This is a genomic window from Streptomyces tubercidicus (genome assembly GCF_027497495.1).
GTDB classification, from domain to species: Bacteria; Actinomycetota; Actinomycetes; order Streptomycetales; family Streptomycetaceae; genus Streptomyces; species Streptomyces tubercidicus.
Genome location: NZ_CP114205.1, coordinates 4,545,916 through 4,569,144 on the forward strand (window position 1 = coordinate 4,545,916; position 23,229 = coordinate 4,569,144).

The following is a 23,229-nucleotide window of genomic DNA, read 5'->3' on the forward strand; positions in this document are numbered from 1 at the left end:
GGGCCGGGGGCGGCCCCGCACCCTCCAGGGGCCCACAGCGGCCCCCGGCCCACCCGTACGGCGGCAGCCCCCACCGGGCGCGGTCGGATGCCGCGCCCGGCCCCGCCGCGCGCGCACCGGGGAACCAGGCTCGTTCATCTCGCGTTGACCAGTGAGTAAGGGTCCACTGGTGAGTGGAGCAACGCAGCACAGGGTTCCCCTGCCGCACCGCTTGGAGGGCGTACCGTGCACCGCCGGCACAACGGGCTCAGGACCGCCGTACTCCTCGGGGGACTGTCCGCCCTCATCATCGTCATCGGCAGCCTGTTCGGCCGTACGGGCCTGATCATCGCCGTCGTCGTCGCCCTGGGCACCAACGCCTACGCGTACTGGAACAGCGACAAGCTCGCCCTGCGCGCCATGCGCGCCCGCCCGGTCAGCGAGTTCGAGGCGCCACAGCTCTACCGCATGGTCCGCGAGCTCTCCACGACGGCCCGCCGGCCCATGCCGCGCCTGTATATCTCCCCGACCCAGGCGCCCAACGCCTTCGCCACCGGCCGCAACCCCCGCAACGCCGCGGTCTGCTGCACCGACGGCATCCTCCAGCTGCTCGACGAGCGCGAGCTGCGCGGCGTCATCGGCCATGAGCTGAGCCATGTCTACAACCGCGACATCCTCATCTCCTCCGTCGCGGGCGCCCTGGCCTCCGTCGTGATGTTCCTCGTCAACTTCGCCTGGCTGATTCCCATAGGCCGCTCCGACGACGACGAGGGCCCCGGCCTCCTGGGCATGCTGCTGATCATGATCCTCGGGCCGGTCGCGGCCGGGGTGATCCAGCTCGCCGTCAGCCGCTCCCGCGAGTACCAGGCGGACGCCTCGGGCGCCCAGCTCACGGGCGATCCGCTGGCCCTGGCCTCGGCCCTGCGCAAGCTGGAGGCCGGCACCCAGCAACTGCCGCTCCCGCCCGAGCCGCGGCTGGAGACCGCCGGCCACATGATGATCGCCAACCCGTTCCGGGCGGGCGAGGGCATGTCCCGGCTGTTCTCCACCCACCCCCCGATGCGCGAACGCATCGCCCGTCTGGAACAGATGGCGGGCCGCCGCCCCTGACGGACGCGCGGCCGCCCTGACCGACGGCCGCCGCGGTGGCCCCGGCCCGCCGGCCGCCGCATCATGAACGCAACGTTTCACCCGGTCCCGAGCGTCCCACCCGGCAGTTACGTCGTACGCCGCGCCCGTGGAAGGCTGCTGATCATGAAGTTCATCCTCAACGTCCTCTGGCTGATCCTCAGCGGCTTCTGGCTGGCGCTCGGCTATGTCGCCGCGGGCATCATCTGCTGCATCCTCATCATCACCATCCCGTTCGGCATCGCGTCCTTCCGGATCGCCGGCTATGCCCTGTGGCCGTTCGGCCGGACGACGGTGGTGCGCCATGACGCCGGTGCCGGTTCGGCCATCGGCAATGTCATCTGGATCATCTTCGCGGGCTGGTGGCTGGCCCTGGGCCACATCCTCACCGGCCTCGCCCTGTGCGTGACGATCATCGGCATCCCCTTCGGCATCGCCAACTTCAAGATGATCCCGCTGTCCCTGCTCCCCCTCGGCCGCGAGATCGTCCCCACCGACGAGCCCTTCGCCGCCCGCTGACCGCCCGCCCCGCCCGGCCCCTCGCCCTCCTGCCCGTACGAGCCCCCGAGGGGACCGGGCCGGCTCGTTCCGCCGCCCGAGACACCGGTGGGGCGGCACGCCGAAGCGCGCCGCCCCATCCCGTGGCACCCGAAAACCGGGCTCCTACCGGTAGTTCACGAACTGCAGCGCGAAGTCCAGGTCCTTGCCCTTCAGTAGCTGCTGCACCGCCTGCAGGTCGTCCCGGCTCTTGGAGCTGACCCGCAGCTCGTCGCCCTGCACCTGCGCCTTGACGCCCTTCGGGCCCTCGTCGCGGATGATCTTGGCGACCTTCTTCGCGTTGTCCTGCGAGATCCCCTCCTCGATCGAGGCGAAGATCTTGTACTCCTTGCCCGAGGCCTGCGGCTCGCCGGCGTCCAGCGCCTTGAGGGAGATCCCGCGCTTGACCAGCTTGGACTGGAAGATGTCGAGTACGGCCTTCACCCGCTCCTCGGCGTTGGCCCGCATCTCGATCTTCTCGCCCGACCACTCGATCGACGCGCCCACGCCCTTGAAGTCGTAGCGCTGCGAGATCTCCTTGGCGGCCTGGTTGAGGGCGTTGTCGACCTCCTGCCGCTCTACCTTCGAGACGATGTCGAAACTGGAGTCGGCCATGTTGAGTTGGCTCCTCGTACGTAGATCCGTCAGGGGTGCGGCCCGTCCCCGGACCGCCTGCCAAGCCTAGCCACCCGGCCAAGATCCAGCGCTCCCGAATCGAGTGGCGAACCACCCCCAGCCATCGGGTATGGTTTACGTCGTTGCCACGGAGCACCGCCCCCAAGCGGGTCTCCCGGCAGCAATCCCTGGCGGTGTGCCCGAGCGGCCAAAGGGAGCAGACTGTAAATCTGCCGGCTCAGCCTTCCCAGGTTCGAATCCTGGCGCCGCCACAGGAATCAAAGGGCCCCTGGTCTGCGGAAATCGCAGACCAGGGGCCCTTTGTCATGCGCTCTCACCCGCCGTTCGCCCGCCGGACCAAGATCGTTAGGGTGATCATCGCCCGGCTGGCTGACGCGCACGCGCCAAAGCGCCAGGCCGCGGCCTCTGCCTGTGTCCCCCCACCTTTCCTAGGGAGAAGACTGTGCGATCACGTGCACGCACCCGGATCCTGACCCTGGCCGGCACCGTCGCCCTCGCCACCCTCACCGCCGCACCGGCGGCACACGCCGCCGCCTCGGGCTGCACGCACAACTGGAGCGGCCCGCAGATCTGCATCGAGACCACCGGCGAGAGCGGCCACACCTACCCCGGCACGATCACCGCCACCTGGACCAACCCGCCCGGGAACCGCAGCAAGGCGACGGTCTACATCACGAACTGGGCCGCCGGCACCCACAAGATGACCGCCAAGCGGCACGGTGACGAGATCAAGGGCAGCTGGACCCCGCAGGGCAACCCCTTCATGGCGGGCGAGCTCTGCGCCCGCTTCAAGGGCTCCAGCGCCAAGGCCTGCGTCGACCTGATCAACCGCTGACGCTCCCTCTCCGTACGGCTCCCCGCGCAGCACAGGGGCGGGGAGCCGCCCCGGTCCGTCAGCTCTCCACGGACCGCCCGCCGCCCCCCGAAGCAGCTGCGCGGCAGCCCCCGGCCGCAGTAGCCGCCCGCCCCGCGGACGCCCCTCAGCCCCCAGCCACTCCCCGCACCGCTTCCCCCACCGGCACCTCCCCGCCGATCAGCTCCAGCGTCCGGCCGATGGTGCCCGGCTCGTCGAGCAGCTCCACCAGGACGGCGGCCACATCGTCCCGGGACACCTCGCTGCGGCCGGTCGCCTCGGCCAGCGCCACCAGGCCCGTTCCGGGGTCGTCGGTCAGCCGGCCGGGCCGCAGGATCGTCCAGTCCAGCCCGGCGCGGGCCCGTACGTCCGTGTCGGCGGCACCCTTCGCCCGCAGATACGCGGCGAAGACCGGGTCGGTGCCCTCGGGGGGCTCACGGTCCGCGCCCATGGACGAGACGACGAGGAAGCGCCGTACCCCGGCCGCCTCGGCCGCGTCCGCGAAGACCGCCGCCGCACCGCGGTCCACCGTGTCCTTGCGTTCGATGCCACTGCCCGGCCCGGCGCCCGCCGCGAAGACGGCCGCGTCGGCGCCCTCCATGTGCCGGGCGACATCCTCCACCGACGCCGACTCCAGGTCGCAGACCACCGGTTCGGCTCCCGCGGCCAGCAGATCACCGGCCTGTTCCGGCCGCCGGATGATGCCCGCGACCTCGTCCCCGCGCTTGGCGAGCAACCGCTCCAGCCGCAGCGCGATCTGACCATGTCCACCTGCGATGACAATGCGCATGATCCCGACCGTACGCCGTAGCCCAGCCGGGAAGCGCGGGACCGGCCGGGGCGCAGCGCCTTCTCCCCGCCGCGGCTCAGCGCTGCGACTGCCGCGGCAGCTCCAGCGCCACCTCCGCCGCCGAGTCGCAGTACTCCCGCACCGCACTGGTCCGGGCGACCACCCGCCCGCGGTGAATCACGATCCGGCTGTACGCGAGCGAGAGCACCCCGGCGATCCGCTCGCCCCGTACGGCCAGCAGCTCCGCGGGGAAACCCGCCTCGACCCGCACCTCCGGCAGCCCCAGGGTCGCCCGCGCCGCCGAACTCACGCTCTCGTAGGCCGCCTCCGGCGTGGCCTCCCCCAGAGAGGCCAGCAGATACGCCGCCTCCAACGGGTCCCCGCGCCCCACCGGATTCGCCACGTCCCGCAGCGCCCCGCTGCCCGCCGCCACCTGCACACCGGCCGCCCGCAGCAGCCGTACGGGCGCCGGCCGCGACACCCGCGAGCCGTACCGCTCCAGACCCGTACAGTCGCCCTGCGGCAGACACACGACGCCGACCCCGGCGGCCGCCAACTGCTCGGCGACCCGCGCCGCCACACTCCGCGGCATCCGCGCCATCCCGGCGCACGGCCCGAGGGCGACACCCGGCCGCAGCCCGCCCGACATCGCGGCGAACCGCGCCAGCCGCGCCGGATCGTCCCCGTCGGTGTGCAGATCCACCGGACAGCCGTGCTCTCCGGCCAGCTCCAGCACCGTCTCCACGTACCCGGCCGGATCGGGATCGAGGTCCGGGCAGCCGCCGATCACCGAGGCGCCCATCTTCACCGCGTCCCGCAGCATCGCCACCCCGTCCGCCCCGGCCACCCCGGTCAGCACCCGCGGCACCGCGACCGCCGCCAGATCGGCCAGCCCGCGCAGCGACCGCCGGGCCTGCAACACCGCCTCCAGCGAGCGCAGCCCTTGTACGTCACCGATCCTGACGTGGCTGCGGGAGGCGGTGGCACCGTGCCCCAGCTGCAGCAGCGCGGCCTCCGTCGTCCGGCGCTGGACGTCCTCGGGCGAACTGGAGGCGGGGCCGTCGGAGTCGGCGGTCAGCGCGGTGTCGCAGTGCGCATGGGGTTCGGCGGGGGCGGGGAGCAGGAGGTAGCCGGCGAGGTCGACGCGGGCGCCCTGCGGGGCGAGGCTGCCGGCCGTCCCCACGGCCTCGATGCGTCCGCCGCCGAGCCGTACGTCCACCGTCCGCCCGTCGGCGAGCCGGGCGCCGCACAGCACCAGCGCACCGCTCTCCGGCCTGGCGAACCGGCCCGGCCCGCCGGGCTTTCCCGGCTGCGGCTGCGGCGAACTGCTGTCGGACATCGCGCTCCTCGAAGCCACCGGCGTGCAAGATCACGCAGCGTTCTTCCGAGCCTAGGCCGCGGCCGGGAGAGCTTCCCGCAGGCGCGAAATAGTCGTACCGGTGTGGTGCGCGAGGCCCTTGGGGCACGGCCCGGATACGGATTTCACGTTTGGCGGCGGGCCGTGTAATGTCTTCATCGCTCGCCCCAATAGCTCAGTCGGCAGAGCGTCTCCATGGTAAGGAGAAGGTCTACGGTTCGATTCCGTATTGGGGCTCTGATGTGTGAGGTTCCCGCCTTCGGGCGGGGTCCCCTCGCATCACAGCGGTGTAGCTCAGTCGGTAGAGCAAGCGGCTCATAATCGCTGTGTCACCGGTTCAAGTCCGGTCACCGCTACTGACAGTAGCCGTGGGGTCGGTCCTCCGATCGGCTACTCTTTTATGCGTTAATCCGACCACCCGTCCGTCCAAGGAGCACTCACGTGGCTGCCACCGACGTCCGCCCGAAGATCACGCTGGCCTGCGTGGAGTGCAAGGAGCGGAACTACATCACCAAGAAGAACCGGCGTAACGACCCGGACCGTCTTGAGATGAAGAAGCACTGCCCCCGTTGCAACTCGCACACCGCGCACCGCGAGACGCGATAACACAGGCTCGTCCGTGAGGCCGTCCCCATTCGTGGGGGCGGCCTCACGGCGTTATCACCATCAGTACAGGGAGGTTGCGAGCCCATGGCGCTCGACCAGTCTTTTGTCGGACGCACGTACCCGCCCACCGACCCGTACGAGGTCGGCCGGGAAAAGATCCGCGAATTCGCCGAGGCGATCGGTGACCCCAACCCCGCTTATACGGACGCCGAAGCGGCCAAGGCGCTGGGGTACTCCGATGTGATCGCACCGCCGACTTTTGTGTTCGCCATCACTTTCAAGGCCGCGGGGCAGGTCATCGAGGACCCGCAACTGGGCCTGGACTACAGCCGGGTGGTGCACGGCGACCAGAAATTCGCCTCCACCCGGCCGGTGCGCAGCGGCGACCGGCTCTCCGTCACCTCCACCATCGAGGCCATCAAGACCATGGCCGGCAACGACATCATCGACATCCGCGGTGAGGTGCACGACGAGGCGGGCGAACACGTCGTGACCGCCTTCACCAAGCTGGTGGCCCGCGCCGCGAAGGAGGCCTGAGATGACCGCGAAGATTTCCTATGACGACGTCGAGGTCGGTACGGAACTCCCGGCGCAGTCCTTCCCGGTGAGCCGCGCCACGCTCGTCCGGTACGCGGGCGCCTCCGGTGACTTCAACCCGATCCACTGGAACGAGAAGTTCGCCAAGGAGGTCGGGCTGCCGGACGTCATCGCCCACGGCATGTTCACCATGGCCGAGGCGATCCGGGTGGTCACCGACTGGACCGGCGACCCGGGCGCGGTCGCCGAATACGGGGTGCGCTTCACCAAGCCCGTCGTCGTCCCCAACGACGAGACGGGCGCACTGATCGAGGTCAGCGCCAAGGTCGCCGCCAAGCTGGACGACGACGACCGTACGGTCCGTGTCGACCTCACCGCGATGAGCGCCGGCCAGAAGGTGCTGGGCATGTCCCGCGCCGTGGTCCGCCTCGCCTGAGCCGGGGCCGCAGGGGGCGTCCGGCCGAGGGCTGTCGGACCGCCCCCGTACCCTTGGGCGCGTGCAGGAACTCCACGACGCCCCCCTCGCCCCGCTGACCACCTTCCGCCTCGGCGGCCCGGCCGCCCGCCTCGTCACGGCCACCACCGACGACGAGGTGATCGCGGCCGTCCGCGCGGCCGATGACACCGGAACCCCGCTGCTGATCATCGGCGGCGGCAGCAATCTCGTCATCGGCGACAAGGGCTTCGACGGCACGGCCCTGCGCATCGCCACCCGTGGCTTCGCGCTCGACGGCACGACCCTGACGCTCGCCGCGGGCGAGAACTGGTCCGAGGCGGTCGCCCGCACGGTCGAGGCGGGGCTGGCCGGTATCGAGTGCCTGGCCGGGATCCCCGGCTCCGCGGGCGCCACCCCGATTCAGAACGTGGGCGCGTACGGCCAGGAGGTCTCCGCCACGATCACCGAGGTCGTCGCCTACGACCGCCGCCTCGGCGAGACCGTCACGATCCCCAGCGAGGACTGCGGCTTCTCCTACCGCCACAGCCGCTTCAAGGAGCACCCCGAGCGGTTCGTGGTGCTGCGGGTGCGGTTCGCCCTGGAGGACGCCGGGGGGCTCTCCGCGCCCCTGAAGTACCCCGAGACGGCCCGCGCCCTCGGGGTGGAGGCCGGAGACCGGGTCCCGGCCGCCATCGCCCGGGAGACCGTGCTGGCCCTGCGCGCCGGCAAGGGCATGGTGCTGGACCCCGAGGACCACGACACCTGGTCGGCGGGCTCGTTCTTCACCAACCCGGTCCTCACCGAGGCCGAGCACACCGCCTTCGTCCGCCGCGTCCAGGAGCGCCTCGGCCCCGACGTCGCCCCGCCCGCCTTCCCGGCCGGCGACGGCCTGGTGAAGACCTCCGCGGCCTGGCTCATCGACCGGGCGGGCTTCACCAAGGGCTACGGCAGCGGCCCCGCCCGCATCTCCACCAAGCACACCCTCGCGCTCACCAACCGCGGCGCGGCCACCACCGAGGACCTGCTGGCCCTGGCCCGCGAGGTCCGCGACGGGGTGCACGCGGCCTTCGGCATCACCCTCGTCAACGAACCGGTCACGGTCGGCGTCAGCCTCTAGGCGGCGCGGGCCGGTCCGTCAGTCGGCCAGCCAGGCGTCGATCTCCGCCAGCAGCCGCTCCCGCTCGCCCTCCGGGGCGCGCGAGCCGCGGACCGACTGGCGGGCCAGCTCGGCCAGTTCGGCGTCGGTGAAGCCGTGCGCGGTGCGGGCGATCTCATACTGATCGGCCAGCCGCGCGCCGAACAGCAGCGGATCGTCCGCGCCCAGCGCCATCGGCACGCCCGCGTCGAAGAGCGTCCGCAGCGGCACGTCCTCGGGCTTCTCGTAGACCCCCAGCGCCACATTCGACGCCGGGCACACCTCGCAGGTCACCCCGCGCGAGGCCAGCCGGCGCAGCAGCACGGGGTCCTCCGCGGCCCGCACGCCGTGCCCCACCCGGCCGGCGTGCAGATCGTCCAGACAGTCCCGGACGCTCGCCGGCCCCGACAGCTCACCGCCGTGCGGCGCCGCCAGCAGGCCGCCGTCCCGGGCGATCGCGAAGGCGCGGTCGAAGTCCCGGGCGAATCCCCGGCGTTCGTCGTTGGACAGCCCGAAGCCGATCACGCCGTGGTCGGCGTAGCGCACCGCGAGACGCGCCAGCGTACGGGCCTCCAGGGGGTGCTTCATACGGTTCGCGGCCACCAGGACGCGGATGCCGAGCCCGGTGTCCCGGGAGGCGCTGTGCACCGCGTCCAGGATGATCTCCAGGGCCGGGATCAGCCCGCCCAGCCGCGGGGCGTACGAGGTGGGGTCGACCTGGATCTCCAGCCAGCGCGACCCGTCGCGGACATCCTCCTCGGCGGCCTCGCGCACCAGCCGCTGGATGTCCTCCGGCGACCGCAGGCACGACCGCGCGATGTCGTACAGCCGCTGGAAACGGAACCAGCCGCGCTCGTCCGTGGCTCTCAGCTGGGGCGGCTCACCGCTCCGCAGCGCCTCCGGCAGATGGACGCCGTACTTGTCGGCGAGGTCCAGCAGGGTCGTGGACCGCATCGAGCCGGTGAAGTGCAGGTGCAGATGGGCCTTCGGCAGTCGGCGCAGGTCTCGAATAGCGGCTTCGCCGCTGGCACGAACGCTCTCCATCCCAAGATCTTGCCGTATGAGAGCGGGCGCCGGTAGAGCCTTTGCCCGAAGGGGTGTCCGCGGGAACGCACGAGCGGGCGCCCGGAAGACTCCGGACGCCCGCTGCGCCACCACCTACGGATTTCCGGAGGTGGGATTGATCACTTGGCCTCGGCCAGCAGCTTCTGCAGCCGCGACACGCCCTCGACCAGGTCCTCGTCGCCCAGCGCGTACGAAAGCCGCAGGTAGCCGGGGGTGCCGAAGGCCTCGCCCGGGACGACGGCGACCTCCGCCTCCTCCAGGATCAGTTCGGCCAGCTCGACGCTGGTCTGCGGGCGCTTGCCCCGGATCTCCTTGCCCAGCAGCTCCTTGACCGACGGGTACGCGTAGAACGCGCCCTCCGGCTCCGGGCACAGCACCCCGTCGATCTCGTTGAGCATCCGCACGATGGTCTTGCGGCGCCGGTCGAAGGCGACCTTCATCTCCTCGACGGCCGTCAGATCGCCGGAGACCGCCGCGATCGCCGCGGCCTGGGCCACGTTGGAGACATTGGACGTGGCGTGCGACTGGAGGTTCGTGGCGGCCTTGATGACGTCCTTGGGGCCGATCGCCCAGCCCACCCGCCAGCCGGTCATCGCATACGTCTTCGCCACACCGTTGACGATGATGCACTTGTCCCGCAGCTCGGGCACGACCACCGGCAGCGACGAGCTGGTGGCGCCGCCGTAGACCAGGTGCTCGTAGATCTCGTCGGTCAGCACCCACAGCCCGTGCCCGGCGGCCCAGCGGCCGACGGCCTCGACCTGCTCACGGCTGTAGACCGCACCGGTCGGGTTCGACGGCGAGACGAACAGCAGCACCTTGGTGCGGTCCGTACGGGCCGCCTCCAGCTGCTCCACGGTCACCCGGTAGCCGGTGGTCTCGTCCGCGACGACATCGACCGGCACACCGCCGGCCAGACGGATCGACTCGGGGTAGGTGGTCCAGTACGGCGCCGGGACGATGACCTCGTCGCCCGGGTCGAGGATCGCTGCGAACGCCTCGTAGATCGCCTGCTTGCCGCCGTTCGTCACCAGGACGTTCGCGGCCTCGATCTCGTAGCCGGAGTCGCGCAGCGTCTTCGCGACGATCGCGGACTTCAGCTCGGGAAGTCCGCCGGCCGGGGTGTAGCGGTGGTACTTCGGGTTGCGGCAGGCCTCGATCGCCGCCTCGACGATGTAGTCGGGCGTCGGGAAGTCCGGCTCACCGGCGCCGAAGCCGATCACCGGGCGTCCGGCGGCCTTCAGGGCCTTCGCCTTGGCGTCGACGGCGAGGGTCGCGGACTCGGAAATCGCACCGACACGGGCCGAGACCCGGCGGTCGACTGGGGACGAAGCGGGAGGAGTGGCAGCGCTCATATCTGCATCGTCCCAGACCTCTGAGGAGCCCGGCACATCGCTTTGCGGGCACCACCCGGGACGTTTCTGTTCGACGCCCGGCTCTGAAGCACGTACACTCGCTGACCGTTGGCTCCCGACAGGTCGCCGCGGTGCACGCACGTAGTGCAGTCGGCCGCATGCGGTAGGTTGGGGGAACCACAAAGGGTCGTAGCTCAATTGGTAGAGCACTGGTCTCCAAAACCAGCGGTTGGGGGTTCAAGTCCCTCCGGCCCTGCTACACGCACTTCGTCACCACAGTGCGTGCACGCGTACGTATGAAATGCACCGCCGTGCGGCTCAACCGGGCGCGGCACGGCCACGACCCGGATTCAGGTGAGGACGAGTGACGGACGCCCTGGGCTCCATCGACATGCCTGAGCGCGGTCGTTCCGAGGACGACACCGCGGAATCCCAGAAGAAGCCCCGCCGTGGCGGCAAGCGCGGCAAGAAGGGCCCCTTCGCGCGGCTCGCACTCTTCTACCGCCAGGTCGTGGCGGAACTCCGCAAGGTCGTCTGGCCCACGCGCAGCCAGCTGTCGACGTACACCACCGTGGTGATCGTCTTCGTTGTCATCATCATCGGTCTCGTAACCGTGATTGACTTGGGAATCAACCGAGTCGTCGGGTACGTCTTCGGCTGATCCCGCGGAGGGCGCCTCAGCGGGCGCCCCTTTCGCATGTTCAACCCCTTGAAGCCAGGAAGAAGCAGCCACCGTGTCTGACCCGAACCTGAACGACGCCGCCGACTCCGCCGAGACGGCAGCGGCCGACGTGGACGCGGCTGCCTCGGCCGAGGTCCAGGGCGACGACACCGAACTCGAAATCGTCCAGGCCGCCGACGAGACCGACGAGCTGGACGCTGAGGACGCCGCCGCCGGTGAGCCCGCCGAGGCCGCTGCGGTGCACGTCGAGGACGAGGCCGAGGCCGTCGGTGAAGCCGCCGAGGAAGAAGAAGAGGAGCCGGTCGACCCGGTGGCCGCCCTCCGCGACGAGCTCCGTGGCCTGCCCGGTGAGTGGTACGTCATCCACACCTACGCGGGCTACGAGAACCGCGTGAAGACCAACCTTGAGCAGCGTGCCGTCTCGCTGAACGTCGAGGACTACATCTTCCAGGCCGAGGTGCCGCAGGAAGAGGTCGCCCAGATCAAGAACGGCGAGCGCAAGACCATCCGCCAGAACAAGCTCCCGGGCTACGTTCTCGTGCGCATGGACCTCACGAACGAGTCCTGGGGCGTCGTCCGCAACACCCCGGGCGTCACCGGCTTCGTCGGCAACGCCTACGACCCCTACCCGCTGACGCTGGACGAGATCGTCAAGATGCTCGCCCCGGAGGCCGAGGAGAAGGCCGCCAAGGAGGCCGCCGCGGCCGAGGGCAAGCCGGCGCCGTCCCGCAAGGTCGAGGTCCAGGTGCTGGACTTCGAGGTGGGCGACTCCGTCACCGTCACCGACGGCCCGTTCGCGACGCTGCAGGCCACGATCAACGAGATCAACGCCGACTCGAAGAAGGTCAAGGGCCTCGTCGAGATCTTCGGCCGCGAGACCCCGGTCGAGCTGAGCTTCGACCAGATCCAGAAGAACTAGGTTCTTCCGGACACCAGCCAAACCGACCAGGTCAGACGGGCTCACAGCCGGTCTGACCTGCTCGGTTTTTGGCCGCAGGACGGTACCCGTTATCGTTGTGCGGTATGCCTCCATCCGGATGACCGGGTGGATTGGCGAAACACCTCTCACTAGGACCCGGAGAGAGCATGCCTCCCAAGAAGAAGAAGGTCACGGGGCTTATCAAGCTCCAGATCCAGGCCGGTGCCGCAAACCCGGCTCCGCCGGTCGGCCCCGCGCTGGGTCAGCACGGCGTCAACATCATGGAGTTCTGCAAGGCCTACAACGCCGCGACCGAGTCGCAGCGTGGCATGGTCGTGCCGGTGGAGATCACGGTCTACGAAGACCGCTCCTTCACCTTCATCACCAAGACCCCGCCGGCCGCGAAGCTCATCCTGAAGGCCGCGGGCGTGGAGAAGGGCTCCGGCGAGCCGCACAAGACCAAGGTCGCGAAGATCACGCGTGACCAGGTCCGTGACATCGCCACCACCAAGATGCCCGACCTGAACGCCAACGACCTGGACGCCGCCGAGAAGATCATCGCCGGCACCGCCCGTTCCATGGGCATCACGGTCGAGGGCTGATCCCAGCCCTTCAGGCACCACACGTGGCAGGGCCAGGCGCTGGTCCGCACCACGACTCCACCCCACTGCATCAGGAGCAGAAGTGAAGCGCAGCAAGACTCTTCGCACCGCGGACGCGAAGATCGACCGGGAGCGTCTGTACGCCCCCCTCGAAGCCGTCCGTCTCGCCAAGGAGACCGCGTCCGTCAAGTTCGACGCGACCGTCGAGGTCGCCATGCGTCTGGGTGTCGACCCGCGCAAGGCCGACCAGATGGTCCGTGGCACCGTGAACCTCCCGCACGGCACCGGTAAGACCGCCCGGGTCCTGGTCTTCGCGACCGGTGACCGTGCTGCGGCCGCGGAAGCCGCCGGCGCCGACATCGTCGGCTCGGACGAACTGATCGACGAGGTCTCCAAGGGCCGTCTGGACTTCGACGCCGTCGTCGCCACCCCGGACCTCATGGGCAAGGTCGGCCGCCTCGGCCGCGTGCTCGGTCCGCGTGGTCTGATGCCGAACCCGAAGACCGGCACCGTCACCCCGGATGTCGCCAAGGCTGTCACCGACATCAAGGGCGGCAAGATCGAGTTCCGCGTGGACAAGCACGCGAACCTCCACTTCATCATCGGCAAGGTCTCCTTCGACGAGACCAAGCTGGTGGAGAACTACGCCGCGGCGCTGGAGGAGATCTCCCGCCTCAAGCCGTCCGCCGCCAAGGGCCGCTACATCAAGAAGGCCACCATCACCACCACGATGGGCCCTGGCATCCCGCTGGACGCCAACCGCACCCGCAACCTCCTCGTCGAGGAAGAGGCCGTCTGATCTTCGCGATCGGCGCCTCATAGCGTGTGACCACTGTCGTCAGGCCCCGCTCTCCCGCAACGGAGGGCGGGGCCTGACGCATGCCGTGCCGCCCCTGTGCGCCCGTATGGCCCCTCGGGCGGGCCCGGCGCACGGAACGGCCCTCAGCGGCCGGGAGCGCGCCCGGTGCCCCCTCTCGGCCGATTTGCCTGGCGCGGGGCTCTCCCGTACCGTGTGCGGAAGCCAAAGACCGCTGGTTGTCTCTGTGCGTCCGGTCCCGGGCGTGCAGTGGCCGAAGGATCCGCTAGCTGCGGACGGCCTGCGCAGGTGTGTATGGATGAACTCCCGGACGGAATTCCGATGGATTCCGCTCTGGTCGAGTACGCCCCGTGCGCCTGCGCCGGGGCGTTTGTTTTGCCCAGCCCCTTCTGCGCGGTCCTCATCACCCGGAAGGAGGCCGAGGCTCATGGCGACGTCTGACAAGATCGCAGCCGTTGAGGAGATCACTGAGAAGCTCCGTGACTCCAACGCAGCTGTTGTGACTTCTTACACCGGACTGACTGTGGCGCAGCTCAAGGAGCTGCGTCGTTCTCTCGGCGAGAACGCTCAGTACCGTGTGGTGAAGAACACGCTGACCAAGATCGCGGCCAAGGAGGCCGGGATTCAGCTGGACGAGCACCTCAAGGGCTCGACCGCTGTTGCCTTCGTGACCGGTGACCCGGTCACGGCGGCGAAGGGTCTGCGTGACTTCGCCAAGGAAAACCCCTCTCTCGTCATCAAGGGCGGTGTCCTTGACGGCAAGGCGCTGTCCGCCGACGAGATCAAGAAGCTTGCGGACCTTGAGTCCCGCGAGGTTCTGCTCGCCAAGCTGGCGGGTGGCATGAAGGCGTCCATGGCCAAGGCCGCGGCGACCTTCCAGGCCCCGCTCACGAAGTTCGCCCGCACCGCGGACGCGCTTCGCAGCAAGGTCGAGCAGGGCGGTGCCGGTACGCCGGCTCCCGCCGAGGCTGCCGAGTAATCACTCGGACGCCCAGCGGGCCCGTAGTACGCCCGCCAGACATGTACATCCGGCACCAGCCGAATTAGTGGAAGGACCGCCACCATGGCGAAGCTCAGCCAGGAAGACCTGCTCGCGCAGTTCGAGGAGATGACCCTCATCGAGCTCTCCGAGTTCGTGAAGCTCTTCGAGGAGAAGTTCGACGTCGAGGCTGCCGCCCCGGTCGCCGTTGCCGCCGCCGGTGTCCCGGGTGCCCCGGCCGCCGCCGAGGCCGAGGAGCAGGACGAGTTCGACGTCATCCTCACCGGTGCGGGCGACAAGAAGATCCAGGTCATTAAGGTCGTGCGTGAGCTGACCTCCCTGGGTCTGAAGGAGGCCAAGGACCTCGTCGACGGCACCCCGAAGCCCGTCCTGGAGAAGGTCGCCAAGGACGCCGCGGACAAGGCCGCCGAGGCCCTCAAGGGCGCCGGCGCCTCCGTCGAGGTCAAGTGACCCCACTGAGTCTCTGACTCACGTCCAGGGCGCCTGAGGCGCCCCGGACACCAGCCAAGGGCGATCACCCATGCGGGTGGTCGCCCTTCGGCGTGCTCGCCACGGCTGCGTTGTCTCGCGCCTGCGTGCGAGTATGGTGATCATCGTTGCCCGGACGTGCCCCCATGTGACGATCTCCCAGAGGTGGGGGGCCTTGACGAACCGGACGCGGCGCGCAATTCTCGGGACGCGACGCAGAAGCGATCCAGGGTTCGAGGCATGGATCGCGGACGAAGAGGGAAGCATCGGTGTGCGCCACTGGCGCAGGGCTTTCGGCAGGCGCAGGGCAATGGGCGTAGAGAAGAACAACGAGGAGTTCCTCCGGTGCGGAGGACACGACCTCCCGGAGGGAGAAGATCGGTATCACGGTGCTGAACCGGTCTCCGGAAACTCGCTCTGGACATCAGTGTGCCAAGTGGCTACACTGACCCTTTGCGCTGCCTGTTAGCTGCTCCCTGCCCGTCACCAGGGGCATACCCGAGCCCGAGCAAAGCTGAATGAACCGCCCTGAACTGGGCTTTCCCTCAGTCTGCTCGATTCGGGACCGGTACGCGCGTAGTGAGTCCGAGCCCTCGGAAGGACCCCCTCTTGGCCGCCTCGCGCAACGCCTCGACTGCCAATACGAACAACGGCGACAGCACCGCCCCGCTGCGCATCTCTTTTGCGAAGATCAAGGAGCCCCTCGGGGTTCCGAACCTCCTTGCGCTGCAGACCGAAAGCTTCGACTGGCTGCTCGGCAATGCCGCATGGAAGGGTCGCGTCGAGGCTGCGCTGGAGAGTGGGCAGGAAGTCCCCACCAAGTCCGGTCTTGAGGAGATCTTCGAAGAGATCTCCCCGATCGAGGACTTCTCCGGGTCGATGTCGCTGACGTTCCGCGACCACCGCTTCGAGCCCCCGAAGAACTCCATCGACGAGTGCAAGGAGCGCGACTTCACGTACGCCGCTCCGCTCTTCGTCACCGCCGAGTTCACCAACAACGAGACCGGCGAGATCAAGTCCCAGACGGTCTTCATGGGCGACTTCCCGCTCATGACGAACAAGGGCACCTTCTGCATCAACGGCACCGAGCGTGTCGTCGTCTCGCAGCTGGTGCGCTCGCCGGGCGTGTACTTCGACAGCTCCATCGACAAGACGTCCGACAAGGACATCTTCTCCGCCAAGATCATCCCGTCCCGGGGTGCCTGGCTGGAGATGGAGATCGACAAGCGCGACATGGTCGGTGTGCGCATCGACCGTAAGCGCAAGCAGTCCGTGACCGTACTGCTCAAGGCGCTCGGCTGGACCACCGAGCAGATCCTTGAGGAGTTCGGCGAGTACGAGTCCATGCGCGCCACCCTGGAGAAGGACCACACCCAGGGCCAGGACGACGCGCTGCTCGACATCTACCGCAAGCTGCGTCCGGGCGAGCCCCCCACGCGTGAGGCCGCGCAGACGCTGCTGGAGAACCTGTACTTCAACCCCAAGCGCTACGACCTCGCGAAGGTCGGCCGCTACAAGGTCAACAAGAAGCTCGGCGGCGACGAGCCGCTCGACGCGGGTGTGCTGACCACCGATGACGTCATCGCGACGATCAAGTACCTGGTCAAGCTGCACGCCGGTGAGACCGAGACGATCGGCGAGAACGGCACGGAGATCGTCGTCGAGACCGACGACATCGACCACTTCGGCAACCGTCGTCTGCGCAACGTCGGCGAGCTCATCCAGAACCAGGTCCGCACGGGTCTGGCTCGTATGGAGCGCGTCGTGCGTGAGCGCATGACCACCCAGGACGTCGAGGCGATCACGCCGCAGACCCTGATCAACATCCGGCCGGTCGTCGCCTCCATCAAGGAGTTCTTCGGCACCAGCCAGCTGTCCCAGTTCATGGACCAGACCAACCCGCTGTCGGGTCTGACCCACAAGCGCCGTCTGTCGGCGCTGGGCCCGGGTGGTCTCTCCCGTGAGCGGGCCGGCCTGGACGTCCGTGACGTGCACCCCTCGCACTACGGCCGTATGTGCCCGATTGAGACCCCTGAAGGTCCCAACATCGGTCTGATCGGCTCGCTGGCCTCCTACGGCCGGGTCAACGTCTTCGGCTTCATCGAGACGCCCTACCGCAAGGTCGTCGACGGCCAGGTCACGGAGGAGGTGGACTACCTCACCGCTGATGAGGAGGACCGCTTCCTGATCGCCCAGGCCAACGCCAAGCTCAGCGACGACATGCGCTTCGCCGAGCAGCGTGTGCTGGTCCGCCGTCGTGGCGGCGAGGTCGACCTGGTCCCCGCCGACGAGGTCGACTTCATGGACGTCTCGCCGCGCCAGATGGTGTCGGCCGCGACCGCCATGATTCCGTTCCTGGAGCACGACGACGCCAACCGCGCGCTCATGGGATCGAACATGATGCGCCAGGCCGTTCCGCTGATCAAGGCGGAGTCGCCGCTGGTCGGCACCGGCATGGAGTACCGCTGCGCGGTCGACGCCGGTGACGTCATCAAGGCCGAGAAGGACGGTGTGGTCCAGGAGGTCTCCGCGGACTACATCACCGTCGCCAACGACGACGGCACGTACACCACGTACCGCGTCGCCAAGTTCACCCGCTCCAACCAGGGCACCTCCTTCAACCAGAAGGTCGTCGTGGACGAGGGCGCGCGGGTCATCGAGGGCCAGGTCCTCGCCGACGGTCCGTCCACGGACGAAGGCGAGATGGCGCTCGGCAAGAACCTGCTCGTGGCGTTCATGCCGTGGGAGGGTCACAACTACGAGGACGCGATCATCCTGTCGCAGCGCCTCGTGCAGGACGACGTCCTCTCCTCGATCCACATCGAGGAGCACGAGGTCGACGCCCGTGACACCAAGCTGGGCCCCGAGGAGATCACCCGGGACATCCCGAACGTCTCCGAAGAGGTCCTCTCCGACCTCGACGAGCGCGGCATCATCCGTATCGGTGCCGAGGTCGTCGCCGGCGACATCCTCGTCGGCAAGGTCACGCCCAAGGGTGAGACCGAGCTGACCCCCGAGGAGCGCCTGCTCCGCGCGATCTTCGGTGAGAAGGCGCGCGAGGTGCGCGACACCTCGCTGAAGGTGCCGCACGGTGAGATCGGCAAGGTCATCGGCGTCCGCGTCTTCGACCGCGAAGAGGGCGACGAGCTGCCCCCGGGCGTGAACCAGCTGGTCCGCGTCTACGTCGCCCAGAAGCGCAAGATCACCGACGGTGACAAGCTCGCCGGCCGTCACGGCAACAAGGGCGTCATCTCGAAGATCCTGCCGGTCGAGGACATGCCGTTCCTGGAGGACGGCACCCCGGTCGACATCATCCTCAACCCGCTGGGTGTCCCGTCCCGAATGAACCCGGGACAGGTCCTGGAGATCCACCTCGGCTGGCTCGCCAGCCAGGGCTGGAAGGTCGAAGGAGCCGAGGACTGGCAGCAGCGGCTGCAGGCGATCGGCGCCGACGATGTCGCTCCCCGTACGAACGTCGCGACCCCGGTCTTCGACGGTGCGCGCGAGGACGAGCTGGCGGGTCTCTTCGACTCGACGCTCCCCAACCGCGACGGCGAGCGGATGGTCAAGAGCTCCGGTAAGGCCCAGCTGTTCGACGGCCGCTCCGGTGAGCCGTTCCCGGACCCGATCTCGGTCGGGTACATGTACATCCTCAAGCTGCACCACCTGGTCGACGACAAGCTGCACGCGCGCTCGACCGGTCCGTACTCGATGATCACCCAGCAGCCGCTGGGTGGTAAGGCTCAGTTCGGTGGCCAGCGGTTCGGTGAGATGGAGGTGTGGGCGCTGGAGGCTTACGGCGCCGCATACGCCCTCCAGGAGCTGCTGACGATCAAGTCCGACGACGTGACCGGCCGCGTGAAGGTCTACGAGGCCATCGTCAAGGGCGAGAACATCCCCGAGCCCGGCATTCCCGAGTCCTTCAAGGTGCTCATCAAGGAAATGCAGTCCCTGTGCCTCAACGTGGAGGTGCTGTCCTCGGACGGCATGTCCATCGAGATGCGCGACACCGACGAGGACGTCTTCCGCGCTGCGGAGGAGCTCGGCATCGACCTGTCCCGGCGCGAGCCGAGCAGCGTCGAAGAGGTCTGACGGGAGTTCGGCCGGGGAGCCAGTGATGGTTCCCCGGCCGGCCCCAGGACCCCCGTTTCAGACCCCAAGACTTACAACCCTGAGAGGGATTGACGCATAGTGCTCGACGTCAACTTCTTCGATGAGCTCCGGATCGGTCTGGCCACCGCTGACGACATCCGTCAGTGGAGCCACGGCGAGGTCAAGAAGCCCGAGACCATCAACTACCGCACCCTCAAGCCCGAAAAGGACGGACTCTTCTGCGAGAAGATCTTCGGTCCGACCCGGGACTGGGAGTGCTACTGCGGTAAGTACAAGCGCGTCCGCTTCAAGGGCATCATCTGCGAGCGCTGTGGCGTCGAGGTCACTCGCGCCAAGGTGCGCCGTGAGCGGATGGGCCACATCGAGCTGGCCGCTCCCGTGACCCACATCTGGTACTTCAAGGGCGTGCCGAGCCGGCTGGGCTACCTGCTGGACCTCGCGCCCAAGGACCTTGAGAAGGTCATCTACTTCGCCGCCTACATGATCACGTGGGTGGACGAGGAGCGCCGTACGCGCGACCTGCCCTCGCTGGAGGCGCATGTCTCCGTCGAGCGTCAGCAGATCGAGCAGCGCCGCGACTCCGACCTGGAGGCCCGCGCCAAGAAGCTTGAGACCGACCTGGCCGAGCTGGAGGCCGAGGGCGCCAAGGCGGACGTCCGCCGCAAGGTGCGCGAGGGTGCCGAGCGTGAGATGAAGCAGCTGCGTGACCGTGCGCAGCGCGAGATCGACCGTCTCGACGAGGTGTGGAACCGCTTCAAGAACCTCAAGGTCCAGGACCTGGAGGGCGACGAGCTGCTCTACCGCGAGCTGCGGGACCGCTTCGGCACGTACTTCGACGGCTCCATGGGCGCCGCTGCCCTGCAGAAGCGCCTGGAGACCTTCGACCTCGACGAGGAGGCCGAGCGCCTCCGCGAGATCATCCGTACCGGCAAGGGCCAGAAGAAGACCCGTGCGCTCAAGCGCCTCAAGGTCGTCTCCGCCTTCCTGCAGACCCGCAACAGCCCCAAGGGCATGGTGCTGGACTGCATCCCGGTGATCCCGCCGGACCTGCGTCCGATGGTGCAGCTGGACGGTGGCCGCTTCGCGACCTCCGACCTGAACGACCTGTACCGCCGTGTGATCAACCGCAACAACCGTCTGAAGCGGCTTCTCGACCTCGGCGCGCCCGAGATCATCGTGAACAACGAGAAGCGGATGCTGCAGGAGGCCGTCGACGCGCTGTTCGACAACGGCCGCCGCGGCCGCCCGGTGACCGGTCCCGGTAACCGTCCGCTGAAGTCCCTCAGCGACATGCTGAAGGGTAAGCAGGGCCGCTTCCGTCAGAACCTGCTCGGTAAGCGAGTCGACTACTCGGCGCGTTCCGTCATCGTCGTCGGCCCGCAGCTCAAGCTGCACCAGTGCGGTCTGCCCAAGGCCATGGCGCTGGAGCTCTTCAAGCCGTTCGTGATGAAGCGCCTGGTGGACCTCAACCACGCGCAGAACATCAAGTCGGCCAAGCGCATGGTCGAGCGCGGCCGCACGGTCGTCTACGACGTGCTCGAAGAGGTCATCGCCGAGCACCCGGTGCTGCTGAACCGTGCGCCCACGCTGCACCGTCTGGGCATCCAGGCCTTCGAGCCGCAGCTGGTCGAGGGCAAGGCCATTCAGATTCACCCGCTCGTCTGCACCGCGTTCAACGCGGACTTCGACGGTGACCAGATGGCCGTCCACCTCCCGCTGTCCGCGGAGGCCCAGGCCGAGGCCCGCATCCTGATGCTGTCCTCGAACAACATCCTCAAGCCGGCCGACGGCCGTCCGGTCACCATGCCGACCCAGGACATGGTGCTCGGTCTCTTCTTCCTCACCACGGATGAAGAGGAGCGCGAGGTCAAGGGTGAGGGCCGGGCCTTCGGCTCGGTCGCCGAGGCGATCATGGCCTTCGACGCCCGTGAGCTCTCGCTGCAGGCGAAGGTCGACATCCGCTTCCCGATCGGCACCGTCCCGCCCCGCGGCTGGACCCCGCCGGTTCCGGAGGAGGGCGAGCCCGAGTGGCAGCAGGGCGACAGCTTCCGGCTGCGGACGACCCTGGGCCGTGCGCTCTTCAACGAGCTGCTGCCCGAGGACTACCCGTTCGTCGACTACTCGGTGGGCAAGAAGCAGCTCTCCGCGATCGTCAACGACCTGGCCGAGCGCTACCCCAAGGTCATCGTGGCGGCGACGCTCGACAACCTGAAGGCGGCCGGCTTCCACTGGGCGACCCGTTCCGGCGTCACCGTCGCCGTCTCGGACATCGTCGTGCCGGAGGCCAAGAAGGCCATCGTCGCGGGCTACGAGGCCCAGGACGAGAAGGTCCAGAAGCAGTACGAGCGCGGTCTGATCACCAAGGACGAGCGCACGCAGGAACTCATCAACATCTGGACCAAGGCGACCAATGAGGTCTCCGAGGCGATGAATGAGAACTTCCCCAAGACGAACCCCATCTTCATGATGGTTGACTCGGGTGCCCGAGGAAACATGATGCAGATGCGGCAGATCGCCGGTATGCGTGGTCTGGTGTCGAACGCCAAGAACGAGACCATCCCGCGTCCGATTAAGGCGTCGTTCCGCGAGGGTCTGTCCGTGCTGGAGTACTTCATCTCCACGCACGGTGCCCGTAAGGGTCTGGCGGACACCGCCCTGCGTACCGCCGACTCCGGCTACCTCACCCGTCGTCTGGTCGATGTCTCCCAGGACGTCATCATTCGCGAGGAGGACTGCGGCACGGAGCGTGGTCTCAAGCTGCGGATCGCCTCGAAGGACGCCGCGGGTGTCCTGCGCAAGGCGGACGACGTCGAGTCCAGCGTCTACGCCCGGATGCTCGCCGAGGATGTCGTCGTCGACGGCAAGGTCGTCGCCCCGGCGAACGTCGACCTCGGTGACGTGCTCATCGACGCGCTGGTCAACGCGGGCGTCGAGGAGGTCAAGACCCGCTCGGTCCTGACCTGTGAGTCCGCGGTCGGCACCTGTGCCTTCTGCTACGGCCGTTCGCTGGCCACCGGCAAGCTGGTCGACATCGGTGAGGCGGTCGGCATCATCGCCGCCCAGTCCATCGGTGAGCCCGGCACCCAGCTGACGATGCGTACCTTCCACACCGGTGGTGTGGCCGGTGACGACATCACCCTGGGTCTGCCGCGTGTCGTCGAGCTCTTCGAGGCCCGTACGCCCAAGGGTGTCGCCCCGATCTCGGAGGCGGCCGGCCGCGTCCGCATCGAGGAGACCGAGAAGACCAAGAAGGTCATCGTCACCCCGGACGACGGCAGCGACGAGACGGCGTACGGCGTCTCCAAGCGTGCCCGTCTCCTGGTGGGCGAGGGCGACCACGTCACGGTCGGCCAGCCGCTGACCGTGGGTGCCGTCAACCCGCACGACGTGCTGCGGATCCTCGGCCAGCGTGCCGTCCAGGTCCACCTGGTCGGCGAGGTCCAGAAGGTCTACAACAGCCAGGGCGTGGCGATCCACGACAAGCACATCGAGATCATCATCCGGCAGATGCTGCGCCGTGTGACGATCATCGAGTCCGGCGACGCGGAGCTGCTGCCGGGCGAGCTGGTGGAGCGCACGAAGTTCGAGGGCGAGAACCGTCGGGTCGTGGCGGAAGGCGGCCACCCGGCCTCCGGCCGTCCGCAGCTGATGGGTATCACCAAGGCTTCGCTGGCCACCGAGTCGTGGCTGTCGGCGGCGTCCTTCCAGGAGACGACCAGGGTCCTGACCGACGCGGCGATCAACGCCAAGTCGGACTCCCTGATCGGCCTCAAGGAGAACGTCATCATCGGTAAGCTCATCCCGGCCGGTACGGGCCTGTCCCGCTACCGCAACATCCGGGTCGAGCCCACCGAGGAGGCGAAGGCCGCGATGTACTCGGCCGTCGGTTACGACGACATCGACTACTCGCCCTTCGGCACCGGCTCCGGCCAGGCGGTCCCGCTGGAGGACTACGACTACGGTCCGTACAACCAGTAACCCTGGTCCGTACGACAGCGACAGGGCGGTCACCCCTCAGGGGGTGGCCGCCCTGCGGCGTTGCCGGCGCGATCCGGCCACCGTGTCCATCGCGCCACGCCGTGCTGCCGAGGGAACTTGTCTCCCCATCCTGGCGTCTGTGATGACAAGATGGGGAGAACTGTCGAGCGGGGGGAGGTACACGAAGTGGCATTCCAGCCGTGGCAGGGCGGGCAGCCGGCGCAGCCGCATCAGGC

Annotated in this window: 20 protein-coding genes and 4 tRNA genes; 19 read left to right on the top strand and 5 right to left on the bottom strand. The window is 68.5% G+C overall.

Annotated elements, in window-relative coordinates:
• The first annotated feature begins 225 nt into the window (after window positions 1-225).
• Together htpX and STRTU_RS19810 are read left to right on the top strand one after the other, a co-directional pair.
• Entirely contained in the window at window positions 226-1,089 is an 864-nt protein-coding gene (gene htpX / locus STRTU_RS19805) for a zinc metalloprotease HtpX (RefSeq protein WP_159744846.1), read from the top strand.
• Window positions 1,090-1,233: 144 nt separating this feature from the next.
• Window positions 1,234-1,626, top strand: a complete 393-nt coding sequence (locus tag STRTU_RS19810) for a YccF domain-containing protein (RefSeq protein ID WP_159744847.1) — start codon at window positions 1,234-1,236, stop codon at window positions 1,624-1,626.
• A gap of 144 nt (window positions 1,627-1,770) precedes the next feature.
• Here the strand turns inward: STRTU_RS19810 and STRTU_RS19815 are convergent, their stop codons facing one another.
• Window positions 1,771-2,259: a YajQ family cyclic di-GMP-binding protein gene (locus tag STRTU_RS19815; protein ID WP_018090929.1), complete on the bottom strand. Its 489-nt coding sequence runs from the start codon at window positions 2,257-2,259 to the stop codon at window positions 1,771-1,773.
• A gap of 190 nt (window positions 2,260-2,449) precedes the next feature.
• Between STRTU_RS19815 and STRTU_RS19820 the strand changes: the two genes are divergently transcribed.
• Together STRTU_RS19820 and STRTU_RS19825 are read left to right on the top strand one after the other, a co-directional pair.
• Window positions 2,450-2,531, top strand: a tRNA-Tyr gene (locus STRTU_RS19820).
• Window positions 2,532-2,722: 191 nt separating this feature from the next.
• A complete protein-coding gene (locus STRTU_RS19825; RefSeq protein ID WP_159744848.1) occupies window positions 2,723-3,115 on the top strand; it encodes a hypothetical protein in 393 nt (130 codons plus the stop codon).
• A gap of 145 nt (window positions 3,116-3,260) precedes the next feature.
• Here the strand turns inward: STRTU_RS19825 and STRTU_RS19830 are convergent, their stop codons facing one another.
• Both STRTU_RS19830 and STRTU_RS19835 read right to left on the bottom strand, forming a co-directional pair.
• The gene (locus STRTU_RS19830; RefSeq protein ID WP_159744849.1) at window positions 3,261-3,923 is read right to left on the bottom strand and encodes an NAD(P)H-binding protein; all 663 of its coding nucleotides are present in this window, start codon (window positions 3,921-3,923) and stop codon (window positions 3,261-3,263) included.
• 76 nt (window positions 3,924-3,999) lie between these two features.
• Entirely contained in the window at window positions 4,000-5,262 is a 1,263-nt protein-coding gene (locus STRTU_RS19835) for an amidohydrolase family protein (protein ID WP_159744850.1), read from the bottom strand.
• A gap of 182 nt (window positions 5,263-5,444) precedes the next feature.
• On the opposite strand from STRTU_RS19835, the gene STRTU_RS19840 reads away from it, so the two are divergent.
• The 6 genes from STRTU_RS19840 (at window position 5,445) to STRTU_RS19865 (ending at window position 7,976) form a co-directional block, all read left to right on the top strand.
• Window positions 5,445-5,517, top strand: a tRNA-Thr gene (locus STRTU_RS19840).
• A gap of 46 nt (window positions 5,518-5,563) precedes the next feature.
• Window positions 5,564-5,636, top strand: a tRNA-Met gene (locus STRTU_RS19845).
• Window positions 5,637-5,721: 85 nt separating this feature from the next.
• Complete coding sequence (gene rpmG / locus STRTU_RS19850; protein ID WP_006604855.1) at window positions 5,722-5,886, top strand: 50S ribosomal protein L33; 165 nt, start codon at window positions 5,722-5,724, stop codon at window positions 5,884-5,886.
• Between the two features lie 84 nt (window positions 5,887-5,970).
• Entirely contained in the window at window positions 5,971-6,423 is a 453-nt protein-coding gene (locus tag STRTU_RS19855) for a MaoC family dehydratase N-terminal domain-containing protein (RefSeq protein ID WP_159744851.1), read from the top strand.
• A 1-nt stretch (window position 6,424) separates the two neighbouring features.
• On the top strand, window positions 6,425-6,859 hold the full coding sequence (locus STRTU_RS19860) for a MaoC family dehydratase (RefSeq protein ID WP_159744852.1): 435 nt from the start codon (window positions 6,425-6,427) through the stop codon (window positions 6,857-6,859).
• 61 nt (window positions 6,860-6,920) lie between these two features.
• Window positions 6,921-7,976, top strand: a complete 1,056-nt coding sequence (locus STRTU_RS19865; protein ID WP_159744853.1) for a UDP-N-acetylmuramate dehydrogenase — start codon at window positions 6,921-6,923, stop codon at window positions 7,974-7,976.
• A gap of 18 nt (window positions 7,977-7,994) precedes the next feature.
• On the opposite strand, the gene STRTU_RS19870 is transcribed toward STRTU_RS19865, so the two are convergent.
• Together STRTU_RS19870 and STRTU_RS19875 are read right to left on the bottom strand one after the other, a co-directional pair.
• On the bottom strand, window positions 7,995-9,038 hold the full coding sequence (locus STRTU_RS19870) for an adenosine deaminase (protein WP_159744854.1): 1,044 nt from the start codon (window positions 9,036-9,038) through the stop codon (window positions 7,995-7,997).
• A 140-nt stretch (window positions 9,039-9,178) separates the two neighbouring features.
• Window positions 9,179-10,414 (bottom strand): pyridoxal phosphate-dependent aminotransferase, encoded by a 1,236-nt coding sequence (locus STRTU_RS19875; RefSeq protein WP_159744855.1) that lies wholly within the window; start codon window positions 10,412-10,414, stop codon window positions 9,179-9,181.
• A 183-nt stretch (window positions 10,415-10,597) separates the two neighbouring features.
• Between STRTU_RS19875 and STRTU_RS19880 the strand changes: the two genes are divergently transcribed.
• From STRTU_RS19880 to STRTU_RS19920, 9 genes are all read left to right on the top strand, one after another.
• A tRNA-Trp gene (locus tag STRTU_RS19880) sits at window positions 10,598-10,670 on the top strand.
• 108 nt (window positions 10,671-10,778) lie between these two features.
• The gene (gene secE / locus STRTU_RS19885; protein WP_159744856.1) at window positions 10,779-11,075 is read left to right on the top strand and encodes a preprotein translocase subunit SecE; all 297 of its coding nucleotides are present in this window, start codon (window positions 10,779-10,781) and stop codon (window positions 11,073-11,075) included.
• A 73-nt stretch (window positions 11,076-11,148) separates the two neighbouring features.
• Window positions 11,149-12,015 carry a transcription termination/antitermination protein NusG gene (gene nusG, locus STRTU_RS19890; RefSeq protein WP_159744857.1) on the top strand — a complete coding sequence of 289 codons (867 nt, stop codon included), beginning with the start codon at window positions 11,149-11,151 and terminating at the stop codon, window positions 12,013-12,015.
• A gap of 167 nt (window positions 12,016-12,182) precedes the next feature.
• The gene (gene rplK, locus STRTU_RS19895) at window positions 12,183-12,617 is read left to right on the top strand and encodes a 50S ribosomal protein L11 (protein ID WP_009715899.1); all 435 of its coding nucleotides are present in this window, start codon (window positions 12,183-12,185) and stop codon (window positions 12,615-12,617) included.
• A gap of 82 nt (window positions 12,618-12,699) precedes the next feature.
• Window positions 12,700-13,416 (top strand): 50S ribosomal protein L1, encoded by a 717-nt coding sequence (rplA, locus tag STRTU_RS19900; RefSeq protein ID WP_159744858.1) that lies wholly within the window; start codon window positions 12,700-12,702, stop codon window positions 13,414-13,416.
• Window positions 13,417-13,861: 445 nt separating this feature from the next.
• Window positions 13,862-14,413, top strand: a complete 552-nt coding sequence (gene rplJ, locus STRTU_RS19905) for a 50S ribosomal protein L10 (protein WP_159744859.1) — start codon at window positions 13,862-13,864, stop codon at window positions 14,411-14,413.
• 84 nt (window positions 14,414-14,497) lie between these two features.
• A complete protein-coding gene (gene rplL / locus STRTU_RS19910; protein WP_159744860.1) occupies window positions 14,498-14,884 on the top strand; it encodes a 50S ribosomal protein L7/L12 in 387 nt (128 codons plus the stop codon).
• A gap of 627 nt (window positions 14,885-15,511) precedes the next feature.
• Complete coding sequence (rpoB, locus tag STRTU_RS19915) at window positions 15,512-18,994, top strand: DNA-directed RNA polymerase subunit beta (protein WP_159744861.1); 3,483 nt, start codon at window positions 15,512-15,514, stop codon at window positions 18,992-18,994.
• Window positions 18,995-19,093: 99 nt separating this feature from the next.
• The gene (locus STRTU_RS19920; protein ID WP_088798412.1) at window positions 19,094-22,993 is read left to right on the top strand and encodes a DNA-directed RNA polymerase subunit beta'; all 3,900 of its coding nucleotides are present in this window, start codon (window positions 19,094-19,096) and stop codon (window positions 22,991-22,993) included.
• Window positions 22,994-23,229 lie beyond the last annotated feature (236 nt).